The organism is Variovorax paradoxus (assembly GCF_040544635.1).
In the GTDB taxonomy this organism is placed as follows: Bacteria; Pseudomonadota; Gammaproteobacteria; order Burkholderiales; family Burkholderiaceae_C; genus Variovorax; species Variovorax paradoxus_R.
This window is the reverse complement of the sequence record NZ_JBEPKJ010000001.1, coordinates 91,032-107,988: the sequence shown is the minus strand read 5'-3', so window position 1 is coordinate 107,988 and position 16,957 is coordinate 91,032. Positions and strand designations below refer to the sequence as shown.

The window sequence follows — 16,957 nt, the reverse complement described above, 5'->3', positions numbered from 1 at the left end:
CTGTTCGCTGCTCCTCGAAATCGGGAAATCGGAGGGGATTGCTGACCCCTTCGAATGTGTTCCGCAATGGAACAGCACCGGACTGGGGAAATCCCGAAGGTGAACGCGAGGGCGGCGCAAACGATCCTTGCGACACAAAGGAGACTCACGATGACAAAGATCCACTCCGGGCTGCTGATGCTCGCCGGCGCATGGCTGTGCCTGGGCGCGTCGACGGCCGCGGCGCAGGGCTCCGCCAGCGCGCAGGAACGCGCCGGTGCAGCCGTCAAGCGGGTGAACGGCAGCTTCATTCGCGCCAACACGGCCCAGAAGACGCCCGACTGGCCGAGCTACGGCCTCGACTACGCCGAGACGCGCTTCAGCAAGCTCGACCACGTGAACGCCGGCAACGTGAAGCAGCTGGGCCTGGTGTGGTCCTACAACCTGGAGTCCACGCGCGGCGTGGAAGCCACGCCGCTGGTGGTCGACGGCGTCATGTACGTCACGGCTTCATGGAGCGTGGTGCATGCCATCGACACGCGCACCGGGCAGAAGCTCTGGAGCTTCGATCCGCAGGTCGACAAATCGAAAGGCTTCAGGGGCTGCTGCGACGTGGTGAACCGCGGCGTGGCGCTGCACGAGGGCAAGGTCTACGTGGCGGCCTACGACGGCCGCCTGATCGCGCTCGACGCGGCCACGGGCAAGATGGTCTGGGAGAAGAACACCATCGAGGGGCAGAAGGGCAGCTACACCATCACCGGCGCCCCGCGCGTCTTCAAGGGCAAGGTCATCATCGGCAACGGTGGGGCCGAGTACGGCGTGCGCGGCTACGTCACGGCCTATGACGCCAGCACCGGCGAACAGAAGTGGCGCTGGTTCGTGGTGCCGGGCGATCCCAGCAAGCCCTTCGAGGACGAATCGATGGCGCGCGCCGCCAAGACCTGGGACCCGAGCGGCAAATACTGGGAGGCGGGCGGCGGCGGCACCGCATGGGACAGCTTCGCGTTCGACCCCGAGCTCAACCTGATGTACGTGGGCACCGGCAACGGCTCGCCCTGGGCGCACAGCAAGCGCAGCCCCAAGGGCGGCGACAACCTCTACCTCGGCTCGGTGGTGGCGCTCGACCCCGACACCGGCAAGTACGTGTGGCACTACCAGGAGACGCCCGGCGACAACTGGGACTACACCTCCACGCAGTCGATGATCCTCGCCGACGTCAAGCTGGGCGGCAAGGCGCGCAAGGTGCTGTTGCACGCACCGAAGAACGGCTTCTTCTTTGTCATCGACCGCACCAGCGGCAAGTTCATCTCCGCGAAGAATTTCGTCGACGTGAACTGGGCCACCGGCTACGACAAGAACGGCCGGCCCATCGAGATTGCCGCCGCGCGCCAGAACGAGAAGCCCGGCGACAGCATTCCCGGCCCCTTCGGCGCGCACAACTGGCACCCGATGTCGTTCAACCCGCAGACGGGCCTGGCCTACCTGCCCGCGCAGAACGTGCCGCTCAACCTCATGGACGACAAGGACTGGAAGTTCGACCAGAACGCGCCGGGCCGTCCGCATGCGGCCCTGGGCTGGAACACCGGCATGTTCGCCAACGCCGAGCCGCCCAAGAGCAAACCCTTCGGCCGCCTCGTCGCCTGGGACCCGGTGGCGCAGAAGGAGGCCTGGCGCGTGGACTACGCCTCGCCGTGGAACGGCGGCACGCTCACCACTGCGGGCAACCTCGTGTTCCAGGGCACGGCGGACGGCCGCCTGGTGGCCTACAACGCGAAGACCGGCGAGAAGCTCTGGGAAACGCCCACCGGCACCGGCGTGGTCGCGGCGCCTGCCACCTACATGGTCGACGGCAAGCAGTACGTGTCGGTCGCGGTGGGCTGGGGCGGCGTCTACGGTCTCGCACAGCGCGCCACCGAACGGCAGGGGCCGGGCACCGTGTACACCTTCGCGGTCGGCGGCACGGCCAAGATGCCGGAGTTCGTGCAGTACCGCATGGACAAGCTGGTGCAAGGCGTGAAGTACGACCCCGCCAAGGTCCAGGCCGGCACCATGCTGTACGTGAGCAACTGCGTGTTCTGCCACGGCGTGCCGGGCGTGGACCGCGGCGGCAACATTCCGAACCTCGGCTACATGGATGCGGCGTACATCGAGAACCTCGACAAGTTCATCCTCAAGGGCCCGGCCATGGCGCGCGGCATGCCCGACTTCACGGGCAAGCTTTCAACCGACGACATCGAGAGCATCAAGGCCTTCATCCAGGGCACGGCGGACGCGATCCGGCCGAAGTAGGAGCGGGTGCCTCAGCGGCCGCCGTACCAGTAGGACGTGCTGGCCGCCCAACCTGACTGGGGATAGCTGGCGTGCAGGGCTTGCAAGCCTTTGCGCGACCAGTCGCCCACGGTCTTGTCCTGGCAGGTGTAGCGGGCCATCTTCACCGCGACCGAGAGCGCCTGCGGTACCAGCGGATCGTTGCGGCTGCGCTGCATGAGCGCCAGGCTTTCCTGCGTGAAGTAGACCGAGTCGGGCGGCATGGCGCGCAGCTTCTCGACCAGCCTGGCCTGCCGCGCGCGTTCGTCCTGCGGCAGGAACGACGGCGATTCGAAGTTCGCTGCGCTGGGGGCCTCCGCGTCGAGCGGGCGGCACCACTTGCCGTAGCTGTTGACCGCAGGACTTCCGACATCGTCCGGCGCGCGCCCGGGCAACAGGGGCGTAGGCCGCACGCTCCAGCCGGAGCCGGGCCAGTGCGGAGAGGCCAGTACTTCGGTGGTGCTGGCCATGCGCTCCAGCAGCAGCCTTCGCCATGCGGCGGCATCGGTGCCCGGCAGCGCGGCCGAGCGGCGCAGGCCGGCGATCGGGTCGGCGCCCTTCGCGGGGGCCGGCGGCGCCGATGCAATGCGCTGGCCGGCCGCGCGGCGCGCCAGCGCGTAGTCCCCCGCCAGCACGGCCCGCGTCCACGCGGTTTCCAGGAGCGCGTCGCGCAGGGCCGGCGAAAGACCGGGGTCGGCGGCCAGGCGCAGCCACATCGGCAGCGGCGCGCGCGTGTTGAGAAAGCGAATCACGTCGTCGTCGAAAGCCGTGGCCAGCGCCGGTCGCCCTGCCTGCGGCGCGGCGGTGGACTTGGCCTCCAGTGCTTCGGGGTCGCGGCGCGCGACCACCGGGCGAATGGCCAGGCGCCGCCATTCCTCTTCCGACGCGGCCGTGGGCAGCAGCAACGCCTTCACGAGGTTCTGCCCCGAGAGGCTGTGCGCGATGAGCGGCGAATCGGCCGCGCCGGCGATGACTGCGCGGGCCTCCTGGTAGCGGCCCTGTGCGAACAAGCGCTGGGCGCGAAGCTGGGTGGCGGCGAAGCGCGCGGGATGGTTTTCGGGCACCGCCGACAGCGCGGCTTGCAGTTCGGACTCGCGGCTGTCGCCGGCCTTGGCCGGCACCAGGCTCGCGGCGGCCATCAGCCAAGCCAGATCGCGGGTGCGCTGGTACTTGTCCCAGCTCAGGGTTTCGCGCCACTTGCCGGGCGGCGTGCCGCTGCCGCCGGGGCCTTCGAAGTTACGCACCGCGCTGAGCCATTGCACGAGATCGGAGCCGTGCGCGGGCCCGACATATGAGCAGCCTGTGATTGCGCAGTTGCGGAACTCGTGGTTCAACAGCAGCAGCTTGGCAGCGGCCACGTCGGGCGGGCCCATGGTCGCAAGGCTGTCCGCCAGGCGCTGCACGCGTGTGCCGGGCGTGAGATAGCGGATGCGCAGCGCTTCGGCGAGGCGGTGCACCGACGGATGCAGTGCCTGCAAGCGCGGATTCTTCAGCAGCGGCTGCGCGATGGCGTCGACTTCCCGGGTGAGCGCGGCCTGCTGTTTCAGTGCCTCGGCGGTTTCCTTGCCCGGGTCGTCGCGGTCCGAATAGGAGGGCTCGCCGCCCGGATGGCGGCGCGCCAGCACGCGCAGTCGCATATAGGCCGAGAGGTCGCGCCAGCCGCTGGTCTTGCCGGCCGCGATTTCCGCGAATGCCGTGTCGGCGCCGTCGAGGTCGCCCGCGTAGAAGCGCTGCGCGGCCATCTGGTAAGCGTTGTCGGCCTTGAGCCATGGGGGCGCGTCGGACGGCAGTGCGGAGGCGGTGGTCGCGGCGTTGCCGTCGCAGGTGCCGAAGACGGCGTCCTGCGTCCGCAGCCAGTGCAGCACATGGTGGGGCGTGGTGGCCTTGTCGGCGGCCGCGCGTGCCATGCGCTGGGCCAGTGTCTTCGCGGCATGGCGGAAGGCATCGCCGTAGAAGCAGTTCGGGCCGGCCTGCAGGCTCTCGGCATTCCACTGCGGCGCCTGTTGCGACGATGCGGCGGCATCCGGGGCTGCAATCGGATGCCCCAGCTTGGCGTAGGCGCCGCTGCGCGCCTGCCGCCATTCGGTCCAGGCCTTGTCGGTCTCGTCCATGCCGGCGTCTTCGCGCGGCAGCTTCTCGAGCAGGTCGGAAAACGCGCTCACCGCCTCGGGCGGAAAGGGTTGGCCGTGCAGCCGCCAGTACCAGAGCACCTGGTAGGGCACGAGGTAGTCGGTGTAGTAGCCCGCGGGACGCTCGACGAACTCGCGCACCGGTTGATCGGGCCGGGTCGTCGCGAAGAACAGGTCCTCGGGCTCATAGCCGCCGCTGGCGTGCGCCGCCGCGGCACCGAGCAGGCCGGCCAGCGCGAGCAGCTTCAAGCCGCCGCGCATTGCGTGGGTAGAAAAAATCATCCTGGCGTGTTCCTCGTTGCCCTGGTTCCGGTGCCGTCGATCCGTTCGAAGTCTTCGCTCTTCCATGTGCCGGCGTGGAACACGTAGCGCCGGCGCAATCCTTCGAGCGTGGGCCAGTCTTCGCCGAGCAGCAGGCCCGCCGTGCCGCGGCAGGCCGGCACGGCGGCCGAGCCGGTTGCAGCGAGCCGCTGGCGGATGCGCGCGGATTCCGCGCCCATTCGAAAGTACATCGGCACCACCTCGTCGATCAGGCCGGCGGGCAGCCAGGGGTCGCCCATGCACCACGAGGCGAGCGCCGTGGCCGAGAGCCGCACGTTGCCGCGCAGCGGCTGCAGGCGCTGCAGCAGCGCGACGTAGGCGCCGCGCTGGCTGCGGCGGGCCTCGAAGTCGAGCTGCACCCAGCCCGAGCGGTTGTGCTTCACGGCATGTTCGATGGCAGCGGCAATGGCGGCCTGCTGCGCCTCGTTGACCGGCGAAGGCGCGAGATTGTCGAACGCGACGTGGACCACGGGAATGACGGTCACGCGCGGCGCGATGCGCAGGGGCCACTGGCGCCAGGTCGTGCGGCTCTGTTCGCCGCTCAGCCGCACGGTGGCATGCAGGTAGGCCACGCCGACACCCTCCGGCAGCGCACTGAAGCGCTGGGGCCGGTCCCACATCCAGAGCAGCGTCTGCGGCTGCACGGACTGCATCGGCTGCGGGAGGGCCGCGCCGCCATGCGTCGACAGTGCAAGAAGAACCAGCACCGGCAGCGTGCCGTGAAAACGCATGGGAAATGGGCGCAAGGCCGGAAGAAAAGTCCGGCCAGCATAACGAAAAAGCCGCCTGGCCCGGACGGGCTCAGGCGGCCTTGCGGCTGCTTTTTCTCGGGTTCGGATCAGTCGGCGTACACGCCGGCGGCCTTGATGATCGGGCCCCACTTGGCGATTTCAGCCGAGACGAACTTCTTGTGCTCGGCCGGCTCGATACGCTTGTCGGTGGTGATCACCGCGCCAAGGCCTTCCTGGCGCTTGATGAAGCCCGGGTCCTTCATGGCGGCCTTGATGGCTTCGTTGAGCTTCTTCACCACCGGCGCCGGCGTGCCCTTGGGCGCGTACACGCCGTGCCAGATGGTGACTTCGAAGTCCTTCAGGCCCGATTCGGCGAGCGTGGGCAGGTCTTTCAGGACCGCCGGCGTGCTCAGGCGCTTGGACGTGGTCACGGCATAGGCCTTGACCTTCTTGGCTTCGATCTGCGACGTGGTGTTGGTGGTCTGGTCGCACAGAAGGTCGATCTGGCCGCCCAGTAGGTCGGCGATGGCCGGCGCGGTGCCCTTGTAGGGAACCGGCGTCATCTCGGTCTTGAGCGCGCTCTGGAACAGCAGGCCGCACAGGTGCGAGGCAGCACCCAGGCCGGCGTTGCCGAGGTTGATCTTGCCCTTGTTGGCCTCGATCCAGCTCGTCAGTTCCTTGTAGTTGTTGGCCGGCAGGCCCGGCTTGCCGATGAGCGTCATCGGCACTTCATTGACCATGCCGAGGTATTCGAAGTCGTTCTCGACGTTGAACGGCAGCTTGCGGTACAGCGCTGGCATGGTCGACATGGCAATGTGGTTCAGCAGCAGCGTATGGCCGTCCGGTGCGGCGCGGGCCACCTTGGCGGTGCCGATGGAGCTGCCGGCGCCGGCGGTGTTGTCCACCACGATGGTCGCGCCGAGGGTCTTCTGCAGGGATTCGGCCAGGTCGCGGGCCACCCGGTCGGTCGGGCCGCCGGCGGTGAACGGCACCACGATGGTGACGGTCTTGCCTGCGGGGAAATCCTGGGCGTGGACGCCGACGGCGGCAGCGGCAAGCGCCGTGAGTGCAAGCAGTTTCTTCATGGTGTCTCCGGAGACGGTGAAATTGAAAATGGCCGCGATCATAAGGGCTGACCGCCACCTGACATCTAGCGAATAGCCCTTAGGGCGGTCCCGAAATACGCCCTTTCCTGGGGCATGATGCGCGCTCGCATACCGCGCCTGAGGGGGCGCGAAAAATAACCACAACACTGCAGGCCCCAAGGCCGCATCGAGGAGGAATTTCAATGGATCCCTGGGTTTATCCGCGCGAGCGCTGGCTCGGCAACATCACGCTCGGGCTCGGCCTTCTGGTCTGGGCGCTTCTGGTGCTCGGCACTTTCGGCATCGCGCTCATCTACGTGCTGCTCGGCTTCATCGGCTATGTGTTCGCGCAGTCGGCCGTCATTGCCTGGATCAAGGGCACGGCCGTGAAGCTTTCGCCCACCCAGTTGCCCGAACTGCATGCACGCTTCCAGGCCTGCTGCGGCTATCTCGGCATCGAGGAGCCGCCCGAGGCCTACCTGCTGCACGGCGACGGCATCTTCAATGCCTTTGCCACGCGCTTCTTCGGCCGCAATTTCGTCGTGCTGCTGTCCGACGTGGTCGACGCCATGGAAGCGCAGCCCGACGGCATCAACTTCTACATCGGCCACGAGCTCGGCCACATCCGCCGCGGCCACCTCACGGGCCACATCTGGCGCGCTCCGGTGCTCTGGATCCCGCTGCTCGGCGCCGCCTATTCGCGGGCCCAGGAATACACCTGCGACCTGCACGGCGCCGCCTGCTGCGAGCAGGCCGACTCCCCGCCCCGCGCGCTCGTGGCACTGGCCGCCGGCGCGCAGCAATGGCGCAACGTCGATCTGCAGCGCTACGCCAACCAGTCGGCCGGCAACAGCGGCTTCTGGGCCTCGTTCCATGAACTGATCGCCGGCTACCCGTGGCTCACCAAGCGCGTGGCACGCGCCATCGACCCGGCCGCGAAACTGCCGAGCCGCAATCCGCTGGCCTACGTGCTCGCGATCTTCGTGCCCTACACCGGCCGTGCCGGCGGCGGCGCCCTGGCGTTGCTGGTGGTGGTGGCCGTTATCGGCGTACTGGCCGCGGTGGCTCTTCCGGCCTACAAGGACTACCAGTCGCGCGCGGCCGTGTCGCAGGCCTGGTCGGAAGCCGCGCCGGTGCGCGAAGCGGTCGGCAACTACTACAAGGAGAAGGAAGAGATTCCCGATTCCCTGGAGGCCGCGGGCGCGCCCCAGATCCTGCCCAACGGCGCGGTGGTGAAGCTCGACGCCTCCACCATGGTGGTGGAGGTGGAGACGGGCAAGGGCACGCTGCTCATGGAGCCTTCGGCCACCGAAGACGGAGTTGCCTGGAACTGCGTGGCCGGCGAAGACCTGACGGAAAAAGCCCTGCCGGTCTCCTGCCGGAAATAGCGGCGGCACCCGAGCCCACAGCCCGCCCGTGCGGGCCTGGGTGCTCGGCAGGTAAAGCGTCGTAAAAGAAGGTTGCCGGCCGTCGACCTGTCCGACAGCCGGACCCGGCGCACGCCGATGCGTGCCGCCTGCATGGGCCCTAGGGTGAAGTTTCATTGCCATTGCAAATCACCCCAAGGAGTACTTCAACCATGCCCATCACCTCATCTTCGCTGGACGGAATGAACGTCGCCATCCTCGTGTCGGACGGCTTCGAGCAAGCCGAGATGACCGAGCCGCGCAAGGCGCTCGAAAGCGCCGGCGCGCAGACGCACATCGTTTCGCCGCTCGACGGCAGCGTGCGCGGCTGGAAGCACCTGGACCCGGCCGACACCTTCGAAGTCGACGTGCCGCTGAAAAACGCCAACGCCGATGACTTCGATGCATTGCTGTTGCCCGGCGGTGTCGTCAACCCCGATGCGCTGCGCATCAACCAGAAGGCCGTGGCCTTTGTGCGCGCTTTCGTCGAATCGGGCAAGCCCATTGCCGCGATCTGCCATGGCCCGTGGACGCTTATCAACGCCGATGGCGCCAAGGGCCGGAAGATGACGTCGTGGCCTTCGCTGCGCGCCGACCTGCAGAACGCCGGCGCGAAGTGGCTCGACCAGGAAGTGGTGGTCGATCGCAACCTGGTGACCAGCCGCAAACCCGATGACCTGCCCGCGTTCAACCGCGAGATGACGAAGCTGTTCGAGCTTGCGTACGAAGACGCCATTCATTGAGGCGGATCCGACCCCGGCCAGGGTTCAGCGCGTGAGCTCCGGGCCCGAGTAGCGCGCACGCGGCCGTATCAGCTGCCCCGTGGCCTGCTGCTCGAGCACGTGGGCCGTCCAGCCGACCGTGCGCGCCAGCGCGAAAAGCATCAGCGGCGCATCGGCTGGCAGCTTGTGAACGGCAGCCAGCGCCACCAATGCGAAGTCGATGTTCACCGCTTCGCCCAGCAGCCGTTCGCCGGCGGCGCGCAAGGCCGCGAATGCGGGCGGAAGTTCGATACCCGCAAGCAGCGCTGCACAGCGTGCATCGCCGTGCGGATAGAGCGGATGGCCGAAAGCCGCGAGCGGGCGGTCGTGCGCGAGCCACTCGCGCACCGCGGCTTCGCTGCCCGATGCGGCGGCGCGGCGCACCAAGGCCCCAACCGCCGCCGCGGCACCGCCGTGCAATGGGCCTGTGAGCGTCGAGAGGCCCGTGAGCAGGCACGCCGCCACCGAAGCGCCGGTCGATGCCGTCACGCGCGCCGCGAAGGTCGATGCGTTGAGCTCGTGGTCGGCCATCAGCACCAGTGCGCGGCGCAATGCGTCGGCCGCGCGCGGCCGTCGCCACGCCGCGGCAAGCCGCGCGTGCAAGGGCAAGACGGTGGAAGAAGAAGACGGGCTGAGCAATGCATCGGCCAGCGTGCCGATGGCTTCCGCTGCCTCAGCCTGCAGCACCGCGCGTGAACGGCCGCGCGAAGGCGGATCGACCGCGGCCCGCGCCGCGAGTGCGAGCAAGCCTGCCTGCAGCGGCGTTGCTTGCCCGGCCGCGTGCATCGGCGCGGCGGCGGTGCACGCAAAGCGCGGCGGTGCGCTCTCCCACAGCAGTCCCGCCACGTCTTCCAGCGTCGCATGCTCCGCGAGCAGGCGGGCGTCCTGCCCGCGGTACCAGAGCCGTCCCTCGGCCACCGTGGACACGGCGGACGCCAGCACCGGCTCGCCCCATTGAATGGCTTCGCTTGCCACCGCCTCGCTGCTGCGCCGCCCGCGCGTGCGCGCGGCGATGCGCTGCACGTCGTCGCGGTGGTAGAGGCTGCGGCGCGGGTCCGCCGCATCGGGCTTGGCGCGGATGCGGCCGCGGCTCACGCTCGCGTAGAGCGTTTGCGGCCGCACTCGCATCAGTTCGAGCGCTTCGGCAGCGGGCAACCAGAGAGATGGCTTCGTCATGTTGATGCAATAAATCAAGATTGACGTCAATGTTAGTGCCGACAGAATGAATGTCATCTCATCAAGCACCCAGGAGTACAAGGAATGAACGACGATGACGGCCTCGAAGGCGTGGTGGCTGCGCACACGGTGTTGTCCGAGGTGGACGGCGCCGCCGGCCGGTTGGTGATTCGCGGCCACGAGCTCGATGAAATTGCGCAGCACTGGCGCTACGAAGATGCGGTGGCGCTGCTGTTCCAGGGCTTCTTCGACACGCTGCCGAATGCGGCCGGCCTGCGCGCTGCACTGGGCCGTGCACGCCGCGAGGCCTTCGAGCGCCTGCCGCCTGGCGGCGATGCCCTGCTGCGCAAGCTGCCGCCCATCGAAGCGGTTCGCGCCTTGCTGGCGCGCCTGGCCGATGGCGACGACCTGGCCACCGCGCTGCGCCTGGTGGCGGCGCCCGCGGTCTATACGGCGGCAGTGATGCGTTGGCGGCTGGGCGTGCAGGCTCTCGCACCCGACGAGACGCTGCCGCAGGCCGCCGACATGCTTCGCATGCTGCACGGCCGCACGCCCACCGAAGCGCAGGTTGCCGCGCTGGACACCTACCTGGTCACCGTGTGCGACCACGGCCTGAATGCATCGACCTTTGCCGCGCGCGTCGTGGCCTCGACGGGCGCGGGCCTGGCGTCGGCCGTGCTGGCCGGCATCAGCGCGCTCAAGGGCCCGCTGCATGGCGGCGCGCCCGGCCCGGTGCTCGATGCGCTCGATGCCATCGGAACCGCGGCCAATGCGCGTGTGTGGCTCGAAGGGGCCGTCGCCAGCGGCCAGCGGCTGATGGGTTTCGGCCACCGCATCTACCGCGTGCGCGATCCGCGCGCCGATGCGCTCAAGGGGGCGCTCGGCCGGTTGAGCGCCGAGGGCAGCGTCAATACCGCGCGCTTCGAATTGGCCGAAGCCGCGGAGCGGGCCGCGCTCGCCATCCTGCGCGAGAAGAAGCCCGGCCGCGCGCTGGAAACCAATGTGGAGTTCTATACCGCGCTGCTGCTCGAAGCCCTGGGCTTCGGCCGCGAGAGCTTCACCTGCGTGTTTGCCGCCGGCCGCGTGAGCGGATGGGTCGCGCATGCGCGCGAGCAGGTGAAGAGGGGGCGGCTGATCCGGCCGCAATCGGTGTATGTGGGGCCTGCGCCCGAAATGGCCGAAGCTGCGCTCACGCACTGAACGCAGCCGCATCGCCCGGTCTTCGGATCGCCGCCGCATTCCGGTACGCTCGCCGCTTTGGCATCGCCCCGCACCACGCGTGCCGGGCGGTGGAGCCAGCAAGGCGAAAGTATTCCCATCTCATGACGGCATCCCCTTCGTTCGAGCGCGCGCAGCGCCTGCCCAGACATTTCGCATGGATCGCGGTGGCGGTCGATGTGGTGCTGTTCGTTGCGAGCATGACGGTGCAGCTGCTGCCTTCCACGGCGCACAGCGAGCAGATGCGCGGCGTGTACGCGCAGCCGGGCGTATGGGTTCCGCTGCTGTCCCGTGTCCTCACGGTGTGGCTGCTGGCTGCCACGCTGGCGTGGTGCCATGCGCGCAAGGCGCTCGACGAGCGCGGCGCGCCCCGCATCGCGCAGCTTCGCAGCCCTGGCAGCCGCTTTGCCGCCGTGTACCTTGCGGCGATGGTCGTCAACATTCTTGCATTGACGCCGCTGTTCTACCAGGCGCAGGTGCTCTTCATGCCGGGCGGCCCGCTGCACGAGCGCGTCGACACGTACGGCCTGCGCGCGCTCATGGCCACGTCGATGCTGGTTCAGTCGCTCATCCAGGTGCTCGTCCTCGTCGCGAGCGTGTGGCTTGCAGCCCGGTTCGCGCTGCGCGAGCGCGGTACCGCATCCGCGGATGCAGTGCCCGGCGCGACCGACGCCGGCGCGGGCATGGCGCGGCCTCGCGGTGCGGTGGCACTCGTGGTCGCCGCGATGTTCGTCTCGCTGCAGATGTGGATCGGCAATGTCGCGAGCGGCTGGGTCGACACCGCGAGGGATACGGGCGTGGTGCCGCTTCTTCTGGGCTGGTTCGTGGTGCCGCTGGGGGTCTATGCGCTGGCGTTCTGGGGCGGGTGGCTCGGCGCTGCGCCGGGGCTCACGCAAGCGCGTCCCTTCCGGGCCGTGGCGGCCTCGGTGTCGGCCTTCGTGCTGCTGCAGGCGGTCTGCGTCGTCGTTGCGATCGGCGGGCTGCTGTGGATTGCGAGCGCGAGCGTTTCGGGCAGCAGCAGCTACGACCGCGTCGTGGCGCTCGCCGTCGTGATGGCGGCGATCTACCTCGTGCTGCTGGTGGTGCTGGTGCGCGCGATCACGCGCCGGTTCTACCGCCGCTACTTGTAGCTGCGCGCGTCCTCGATCACCTTGCCGTCGTTCGGCAATGTGCCCGGCGCCACCAGTTCGATGGTGCCGCGCAGCTTGGTTACTTCGCGCACCGCATCGGCAACGCGCGCATCGAGCCCGGCGGGTGCGCCGGCGCACTCGAGCCTGAAGGTCATCTGGTCGTCGCCCATCTCGCCCGACACCACGAGGCGCGCGCGCACGATCTCCGGAAAACGCCGCGCGATTTCCGCCACCTGCGAGGGGTGCACAAACATGCCGCGCACCTTGGTGGTCTGGTCGGCGCGGCCGAGCCAGCCCTTGATGCGCTTGTTGGTGCGGCCGCTGGGGCAGGTGCCCGCCAGCACGGCCGAGAGATCGCCGGTGCCGAAGCGCACCAGCGGATAGTCGGAGTTGAAGGTGGTCACCACGATCTCGCCCACCTCGCCGTCGGGCACGGGGTCTCCGGTGCCGGGGCGCACGATTTCCACCAGCACGCCTTCATCGATCACCAAGCCTTCGCGCGCGCTGGTTTCGTAGGCGATGAGGCCCAGGTCGGCAGTGGCATAGCACTGCGTGCCCTTCACGCCATGCGCGGCAATCCAGTCGTGCAGGCTGGGTGGAAAGGCTTCGCCGGAAACGAGGGCCTTGGTGAGCGAGGGGAGTTTCAGGTCTTTTTCTTCGGCTTTCTCCAGCAAGATTTTCAGGAAGCTCGGTGTTCCCGCATAGCCTTCGGGCTTGAGGTCGACCATGGCTTCGAGTTGCTGCTCGGTCTGGCCGGTGCCGCCCGCGAACACGGTGCAACCCATGGCGCGCGCGCCGCTCTCCATGATGGAGCCGGCCGGCGTCATGTGGTAGCTGAAGCTGTTGTGAATGAGTTCGCCGGGACGAAAGCCGGCCGCATGCAGCGCGCGTGCCGTGCGCCAGTAGTCGCGGGCTTCGCCTTCGGGTTCGTAGATGGTGCCGGGGCTTGCGAACACGCGCGGCATGCGGGTGCCGCGGCCGATGGTGGAGAAGCCGCCGAAGGGGTCGTCGGTGCGGCGTTGTTTCTGCAGCTCGAGCAGCTCGGTCTTGCGCGTGACGGGCAGCTTGGCGAGTGCTTCGCGGGTCGTGATGTCGGCGGGTTTCACACCGTCGAGGATCTTTGCAAATGCGGGCGCGGCGGTCTGCGCTTGCGCAATCTGCTTCGGCAGTGCGGCCAGCAGGTCGCGTTCGCGTTCGGCGGGGTCACGGATTTCGAGCTTGTCGTAGTGGTCGGTCATGTCCGTACCCTTCATCTTTCAATTCTGTTTTTCCATTGCGCTGGCACGTGGGCACAGTGCAATGCGGGAGCCTTCAGGGCGGGTGCAAAGGCCACCGGGTACTCCCCTCCGCGAATGTCCCCCGTCGGCGTGAGCGGGCCTCGAACAACGGCAACGGCACACCAACGTTTCAAGCCAGCCACCTCTTGCGCCGCTTGTAGCTCTTCACATCGCGAAAACTCTTTCGGTCCGCGCCGCCGACGCCGAGGTAGAACTCCTTCACGTCCTCGTTCTCGCGCAGGCTCTTGGCCTCGCCGTCCATCACGATGCGGCCGTTCTCCAGGATGTAGCCGTAGTCGGCATAGCGCAGCGCCATGTTGGTGTTCTGCTCTGCCAGCAGAAAGGTCACGCGTTCCTTGGTGTTGAGGTCTTTCACGATCTCGAACACCTCCTCGACGATCTGCGGCGCGAGGCCCATCGAGGGCTCGTCGAGCAGCACCATGTTCGGGTTGGCCATCAGCGCGCGGCCGATGGCGCACATCTGCTGCTCGCCGCCCGAGGTGTAGGCCGCCTGCGATGTGCGCCGCGTCTTCAGCCGCGGGAAGTACGCATACACCTTCTCCAGCGTCTCGGCGATTGCCGCCTTGCCGTCCTTGCGCGTGTAGGCGCCGGTCATCAGGTTCTCTTCGATGGTCAGGTGCGCGAAGCAATGCCGGCCTTCCATCACCTGGATCAGCCCGCGCTTGACCAATTCGGAAGGCGACAGCGCCTCGATGCGTTCGCCGCGCAGCTCGATGCTGCCCTTGGTCACCGCGCCGCGCTCGCCCGCGAGCAGGTTGCTCACGGCGCGCAGCGTGGTTGTCTTGCCGGCACCGTTGCCACCCAGCAGCGCCACGATGCCGCCCTCGGGCACCACGAGCGAGACGCCCTTGAGCACGAGGATCACGTGGTTGTAGATGACCTCGATGCCGTTGACGTTGAGAACGATGCTGGGTGAACTCATGGTGCTTCCAGGAACTGGCGAAGACGGTAGGTGGGCCTAGCTCTGGCAATCGGCGGGCGTGCGCGCCGTGAGCTTCTTCTCGGCCGCGTACTTGGCGGCGGTCGACTTCACGAGCGGCTTGATGATCTGCTCGTCGGCCTGCAGCCAGTCGGACGTGAACTTCCATGCCTTGCCGTCCCAGGTGTGGATGCGCGCCCAGGCCGCACCCATGTGGTCGGTGCACGAGGTGCTGATCGGGCGCATCACGCCGGCAAAACCCAGGCCGTCGAGCTTGGCTTGTGTGAGGCTGAGGTTCTCCAGCCCCCAGCGCACCTGTTCGCCCGTCATGACCTTGCCTTTGCCGAAGCGTTCCTGCGCAGAGCGGATGCCCTCCACGCCGAGCATCGCGCTCATGGCGCCGCGCATGTAGAGCACCTGCCCCACTTCTTCCTTCGGGCCCGTGCCCTGGTTCTTGTCGTGCAGCATCGAGACCACGTCCTTCGCGAGCTTCGATTGCGGCTCGGCGCCGTGCTGCATGGTCACGGCGTTGTAGCCCTTGGCACCGTCGCCCACGTCCTTCACGTCGGGTTCTGCGCCGGCCCACCACACGCCGTACATCTTTTCGCGGGCGAAGCCGGTGGCCTGTGCTTCCTTGAGTGCGGTCGAATTCATCACGCCCCAGCCCCACAGCAGCACGAAGTCGGGCCGTGCCTGGCGCACCTGCAGCCAGGTGGCCTTCTGCTCGACGCCGGGCGCCGTCACCGGCAGCAGCTGCAGGTCGAAGCCGTGCATCTTCGCGCGCTCCTGCAGCAGCGGGATCGGCTCCTTGCCATATGGGCTGTCGTGATAGATCAGGGCAATTTTCTTGCCCTTGAGCTTGTCGAGCCCGCCTTCCTTCAGGGCAATGGCCTGGATGATCGCGTCGGCCGCCACCCAGTAGGTGCCGGCGATCGGGAAGTTCCACTTGAACACCGTGCCGTCGGCGCTTTCGCTGCGGCCGTAGCCCACGGTCACCACGGGAATCTTGTCGACCGGGGCCTTCTCGGTGATGGCGAAGGTGGCGCCGGTGGACAGCGGCTGCACCAGGGAGGCGCCGCCGTTCTTGCCCTTCAGGCGCTCGTAGCATTCCACGCTGCGGGCCGTGTCGTAGCCGGTTTCGCATTCCTCGAAGGAGAGCTTCACGCCGTTGATGCCGCCGCGCGCGTTCACCAGCTTGAGATAGTCGACATAGCCGTTGGCCCAGGGCGTTCCGTTCGGCGCGTAGGCGCCGGTGCGGTACGACAGCACGGGAATGAACTGCTCCTTGGCCTGCGCGAACGCAGGGGCCGCGCCCGCCAGCGCAGATACGGTGGCCACGGCAAGTGCGAGTGATTTCAGCTTCATGGTTGTCTCCTGGTTTTGTATGGGAAAGTCACGCTCGAAAAAAGCATTGCTGTCTTCAATGAGGGAAGGGCCACAGGCGCAGCTTCTGCTTGCCCGTCGACCACAGCTTGGCCAGCCCGTGCGGCTCGACGATCAGGAACCACACGATAAGGCCGCCGAAGATCATCAGCTCCGCATGCGCGATGCCGACGGTCGAGATCTGCGCGCCGAACCAGCCGGCAATGACCGGCAGCGTCTGGTTCAGAACGATCGGCAGCACGGTGATGAAGGCCGCACCGAAGAAGGCCCCCGTGATCGAGCCGAGCCCGCCGATGATCACCATGAAGAGCAGCCGGAACGACTGGTCGACCGAGAACGCCGCCGGTTCCCAGGCGCCGAGGTAGACAAAGGCCCACAGCGCGCCGGCCACGCCGATGATGAACGAGCTGACCGCGAAGGCGCTGAGCTTGGCGTACATCGGACGGATGCCGATCACCGCGGCCGCCACGTCCATGTCGCGGATGGCCATCCATTCGCGGCCGATGGCGCCGCGCACCAGGTTCTTGGTCAGCACAGCGATCACCACCAGCATCGCGAGGCAGAACAGGTACTTGCTCGCGGCGCTTTCGATGGGCCAGCCGAAGACCTGCAGGTTCGACACCGACACCGAGCCCGAGGGCGTGTCGAGCGTGAACCACTTGATGCGCAGGAACATCCAGTCGCTGAAGAACTGCGCGGCCAGCGTGGCCACTGCGAGGTAGAGGCCCTTGACGCGCAGGCTGGGCAGTCCGAACAGAATGCCGAACAGCGTCGCGCACAGGCCGCCCAGAATCAGCGCGGGAATCAGCGGCAGCCCCGGGAAGCGCACGAAGAAGTTGTAGGCCCCGTAGGCGCCCACCGCCATGAAGGCGCCCGAGCCCAGCGAGATCTGCCCGCAATAGCCCACCAGCACGTTCACGCCGAGCGCCGCCAGCGAGATGATCACGAAGGGAATCAAGATCGCCCGCATCAGGTAGTCGCTGGCCAGCAAGGGCACGACGGCGAACGCGAAGATCAGCACCAGGCCGATCGCCACGCGGTCCTGCAAGATGGGGAAGACCTGCTGGTCGGCGCGGTAGCTGGTCTTGAACTGCCCGTTTTCTCTGTAGAACAT

The 16,957-nt window shown here is 67.8% G+C and carries 13 protein-coding genes; 5 read left to right on the top strand and 8 right to left on the bottom strand.

All coding sequences use genetic code 11. The features are described 5' to 3' along the window. Positions 1-150 precede the first annotated feature (150 nt). Positions 151-2,268, top strand: coding sequence for a PQQ-dependent dehydrogenase, methanol/ethanol family (locus ABIC94_RS00520; RefSeq protein ID WP_354370588.1), 2,118 nt, complete (start codon positions 151-153; stop codon positions 2,266-2,268). 11 nt (positions 2,269-2,279) lie between these two features. On the opposite strand, the gene ABIC94_RS00515 is transcribed toward ABIC94_RS00520, so the two are convergent. The 3 genes from ABIC94_RS00515 to ABIC94_RS00505 all read right to left on the bottom strand — a co-directional run bounded on the left by ABIC94_RS00515 (position 2,280) and on the right by ABIC94_RS00505 (position 6,552). After that, complete coding sequence (locus ABIC94_RS00515; protein ID WP_354370587.1) at positions 2,280-4,697, bottom strand: hypothetical protein; 2,418 nt, start codon at positions 4,695-4,697, stop codon at positions 2,280-2,282. Next, a complete protein-coding gene (locus ABIC94_RS00510; RefSeq protein ID WP_354370585.1) occupies positions 4,694-5,467 on the bottom strand; it encodes a hypothetical protein in 774 nt (257 codons plus the stop codon). The genes ABIC94_RS00515 and ABIC94_RS00510 overlap by 4 nt, the downstream gene beginning before the upstream one ends. Before the next feature lie 107 nt (positions 5,468-5,574). Next, complete coding sequence (locus ABIC94_RS00505; RefSeq protein ID WP_354370583.1) at positions 5,575-6,552, bottom strand: tripartite tricarboxylate transporter substrate-binding protein; 978 nt, start codon at positions 6,550-6,552, stop codon at positions 5,575-5,577. A gap of 203 nt (positions 6,553-6,755) precedes the next feature. On the opposite strand from ABIC94_RS00505, the gene ABIC94_RS00500 reads away from it, so the two are divergent. Both ABIC94_RS00500 and ABIC94_RS00495 read left to right on the top strand, forming a co-directional pair. Next, complete coding sequence (locus tag ABIC94_RS00500; protein ID WP_354370581.1) at positions 6,756-7,940, top strand: M48 family metalloprotease; 1,185 nt, start codon at positions 6,756-6,758, stop codon at positions 7,938-7,940. Positions 7,941-8,131: 191 nt separating this feature from the next. Then, on the top strand, positions 8,132-8,701 hold the full coding sequence (locus tag ABIC94_RS00495; protein ID WP_354370579.1) for a type 1 glutamine amidotransferase domain-containing protein: 570 nt from the start codon (positions 8,132-8,134) through the stop codon (positions 8,699-8,701). Positions 8,702-8,725: 24 nt separating this feature from the next. Here ABIC94_RS00495 and ABIC94_RS00490 read toward each other — a convergent pair whose 3' ends face one another. Continuing rightward, complete coding sequence (locus ABIC94_RS00490) at positions 8,726-9,895, bottom strand: citrate synthase (RefSeq protein WP_354370577.1); 1,170 nt, start codon at positions 9,893-9,895, stop codon at positions 8,726-8,728. Between the two features lie 84 nt (positions 9,896-9,979). Between ABIC94_RS00490 and ABIC94_RS00485 the strand changes: the two genes are divergently transcribed. Both ABIC94_RS00485 and ABIC94_RS00480 read left to right on the top strand, forming a co-directional pair. After that, on the top strand, positions 9,980-11,095 hold the full coding sequence (locus ABIC94_RS00485) for a citrate synthase/methylcitrate synthase (RefSeq protein WP_354370575.1): 1,116 nt from the start codon (positions 9,980-9,982) through the stop codon (positions 11,093-11,095). Between the two features lie 122 nt (positions 11,096-11,217). Then, entirely contained in the window at positions 11,218-12,243 is a 1,026-nt protein-coding gene (locus ABIC94_RS00480; RefSeq protein WP_354370573.1) for a hypothetical protein, read from the top strand. Here the strand turns inward: ABIC94_RS00480 and ABIC94_RS00475 are convergent. The 4 genes from ABIC94_RS00475 to ABIC94_RS00460 form a co-directional block, all read right to left on the bottom strand. Then, positions 12,234-13,481 (bottom strand): phenylacetate--CoA ligase family protein, encoded by a 1,248-nt coding sequence (locus tag ABIC94_RS00475; RefSeq protein ID WP_354371394.1) that lies wholly within the window; start codon positions 13,479-13,481, stop codon positions 12,234-12,236. The two genes, ABIC94_RS00480 and ABIC94_RS00475, sit on opposite strands and share 10 nt — an antisense overlap. 169 nt (positions 13,482-13,650) lie before the next feature. Beyond that, on the bottom strand, positions 13,651-14,463 hold the full coding sequence (locus tag ABIC94_RS00470) for an ABC transporter ATP-binding protein (protein ID WP_354370572.1): 813 nt from the start codon (positions 14,461-14,463) through the stop codon (positions 13,651-13,653). A 36-nt stretch (positions 14,464-14,499) separates the two neighbouring features. After that, entirely contained in the window at positions 14,500-15,825 is a 1,326-nt protein-coding gene (locus ABIC94_RS00465; protein WP_354370570.1) for an ABC transporter substrate-binding protein, read from the bottom strand. A 55-nt stretch (positions 15,826-15,880) separates the two neighbouring features. Next, entirely contained in the window at positions 15,881-16,957 is a 1,077-nt protein-coding gene (locus tag ABIC94_RS00460; RefSeq protein ID WP_354370568.1) for a branched-chain amino acid ABC transporter permease, read from the bottom strand.

Bases quoted from the DNA above. Each gene is read 5' to 3' on its own strand.
- ABIC94_RS00500 (WP_354370581.1), top strand. From the start codon at position 6,756: ATGGATCCCTGGGTTTATCCGCGCGAGCGCTGGCTCGGCAACATCACG.
- ABIC94_RS00515 (WP_354370587.1), bottom strand. From the start codon at position 4,697: ATGATTTTTTCTACCCACGCAATGCGCGGCGGCTTGAAGCTGCTCGCG.
- ABIC94_RS00470 (WP_354370572.1), bottom strand. From the start codon at position 14,463: ATGAGTTCACCCAGCATCGTTCTCAACGTCAACGGCATCGAGGTCATC.
- ABIC94_RS00465 (WP_354370570.1), bottom strand. From the start codon at position 15,825: ATGAAGCTGAAATCACTCGCACTTGCCGTGGCCACCGTATCTGCGCTG.
- ABIC94_RS00520 (WP_354370588.1), top strand. From the start codon at position 151: ATGACAAAGATCCACTCCGGGCTGCTGATGCTCGCCGGCGCATGGCTG.
- ABIC94_RS00485 (WP_354370575.1), top strand. From the start codon at position 9,980: ATGAACGACGATGACGGCCTCGAAGGCGTGGTGGCTGCGCACACGGTG.
- ABIC94_RS00505 (WP_354370583.1), bottom strand. From the start codon at position 6,552: ATGAAGAAACTGCTTGCACTCACGGCGCTTGCCGCTGCCGCCGTCGGC.
- ABIC94_RS00460 (WP_354370568.1), bottom strand. From the start codon at position 16,957: ATGTTCTACAGAGAAAACGGGCAGTTCAAGACCAGCTACCGCGCCGAC.
- ABIC94_RS00495 (WP_354370579.1), top strand. From the start codon at position 8,132: ATGCCCATCACCTCATCTTCGCTGGACGGAATGAACGTCGCCATCCTC.
- ABIC94_RS00480 (WP_354370573.1), top strand. From the start codon at position 11,218: ATGACGGCATCCCCTTCGTTCGAGCGCGCGCAGCGCCTGCCCAGACAT.
- ABIC94_RS00510 (WP_354370585.1), bottom strand. From the start codon at position 5,467: ATGCGTTTTCACGGCACGCTGCCGGTGCTGGTTCTTCTTGCACTGTCG.
- ABIC94_RS00475 (WP_354371394.1), bottom strand. From the start codon at position 13,481: ATGACCGACCACTACGACAAGCTCGAAATCCGTGACCCCGCCGAACGC.
- ABIC94_RS00490 (WP_354370577.1), bottom strand. From the start codon at position 9,895: ATGACGAAGCCATCTCTCTGGTTGCCCGCTGCCGAAGCGCTCGAACTG.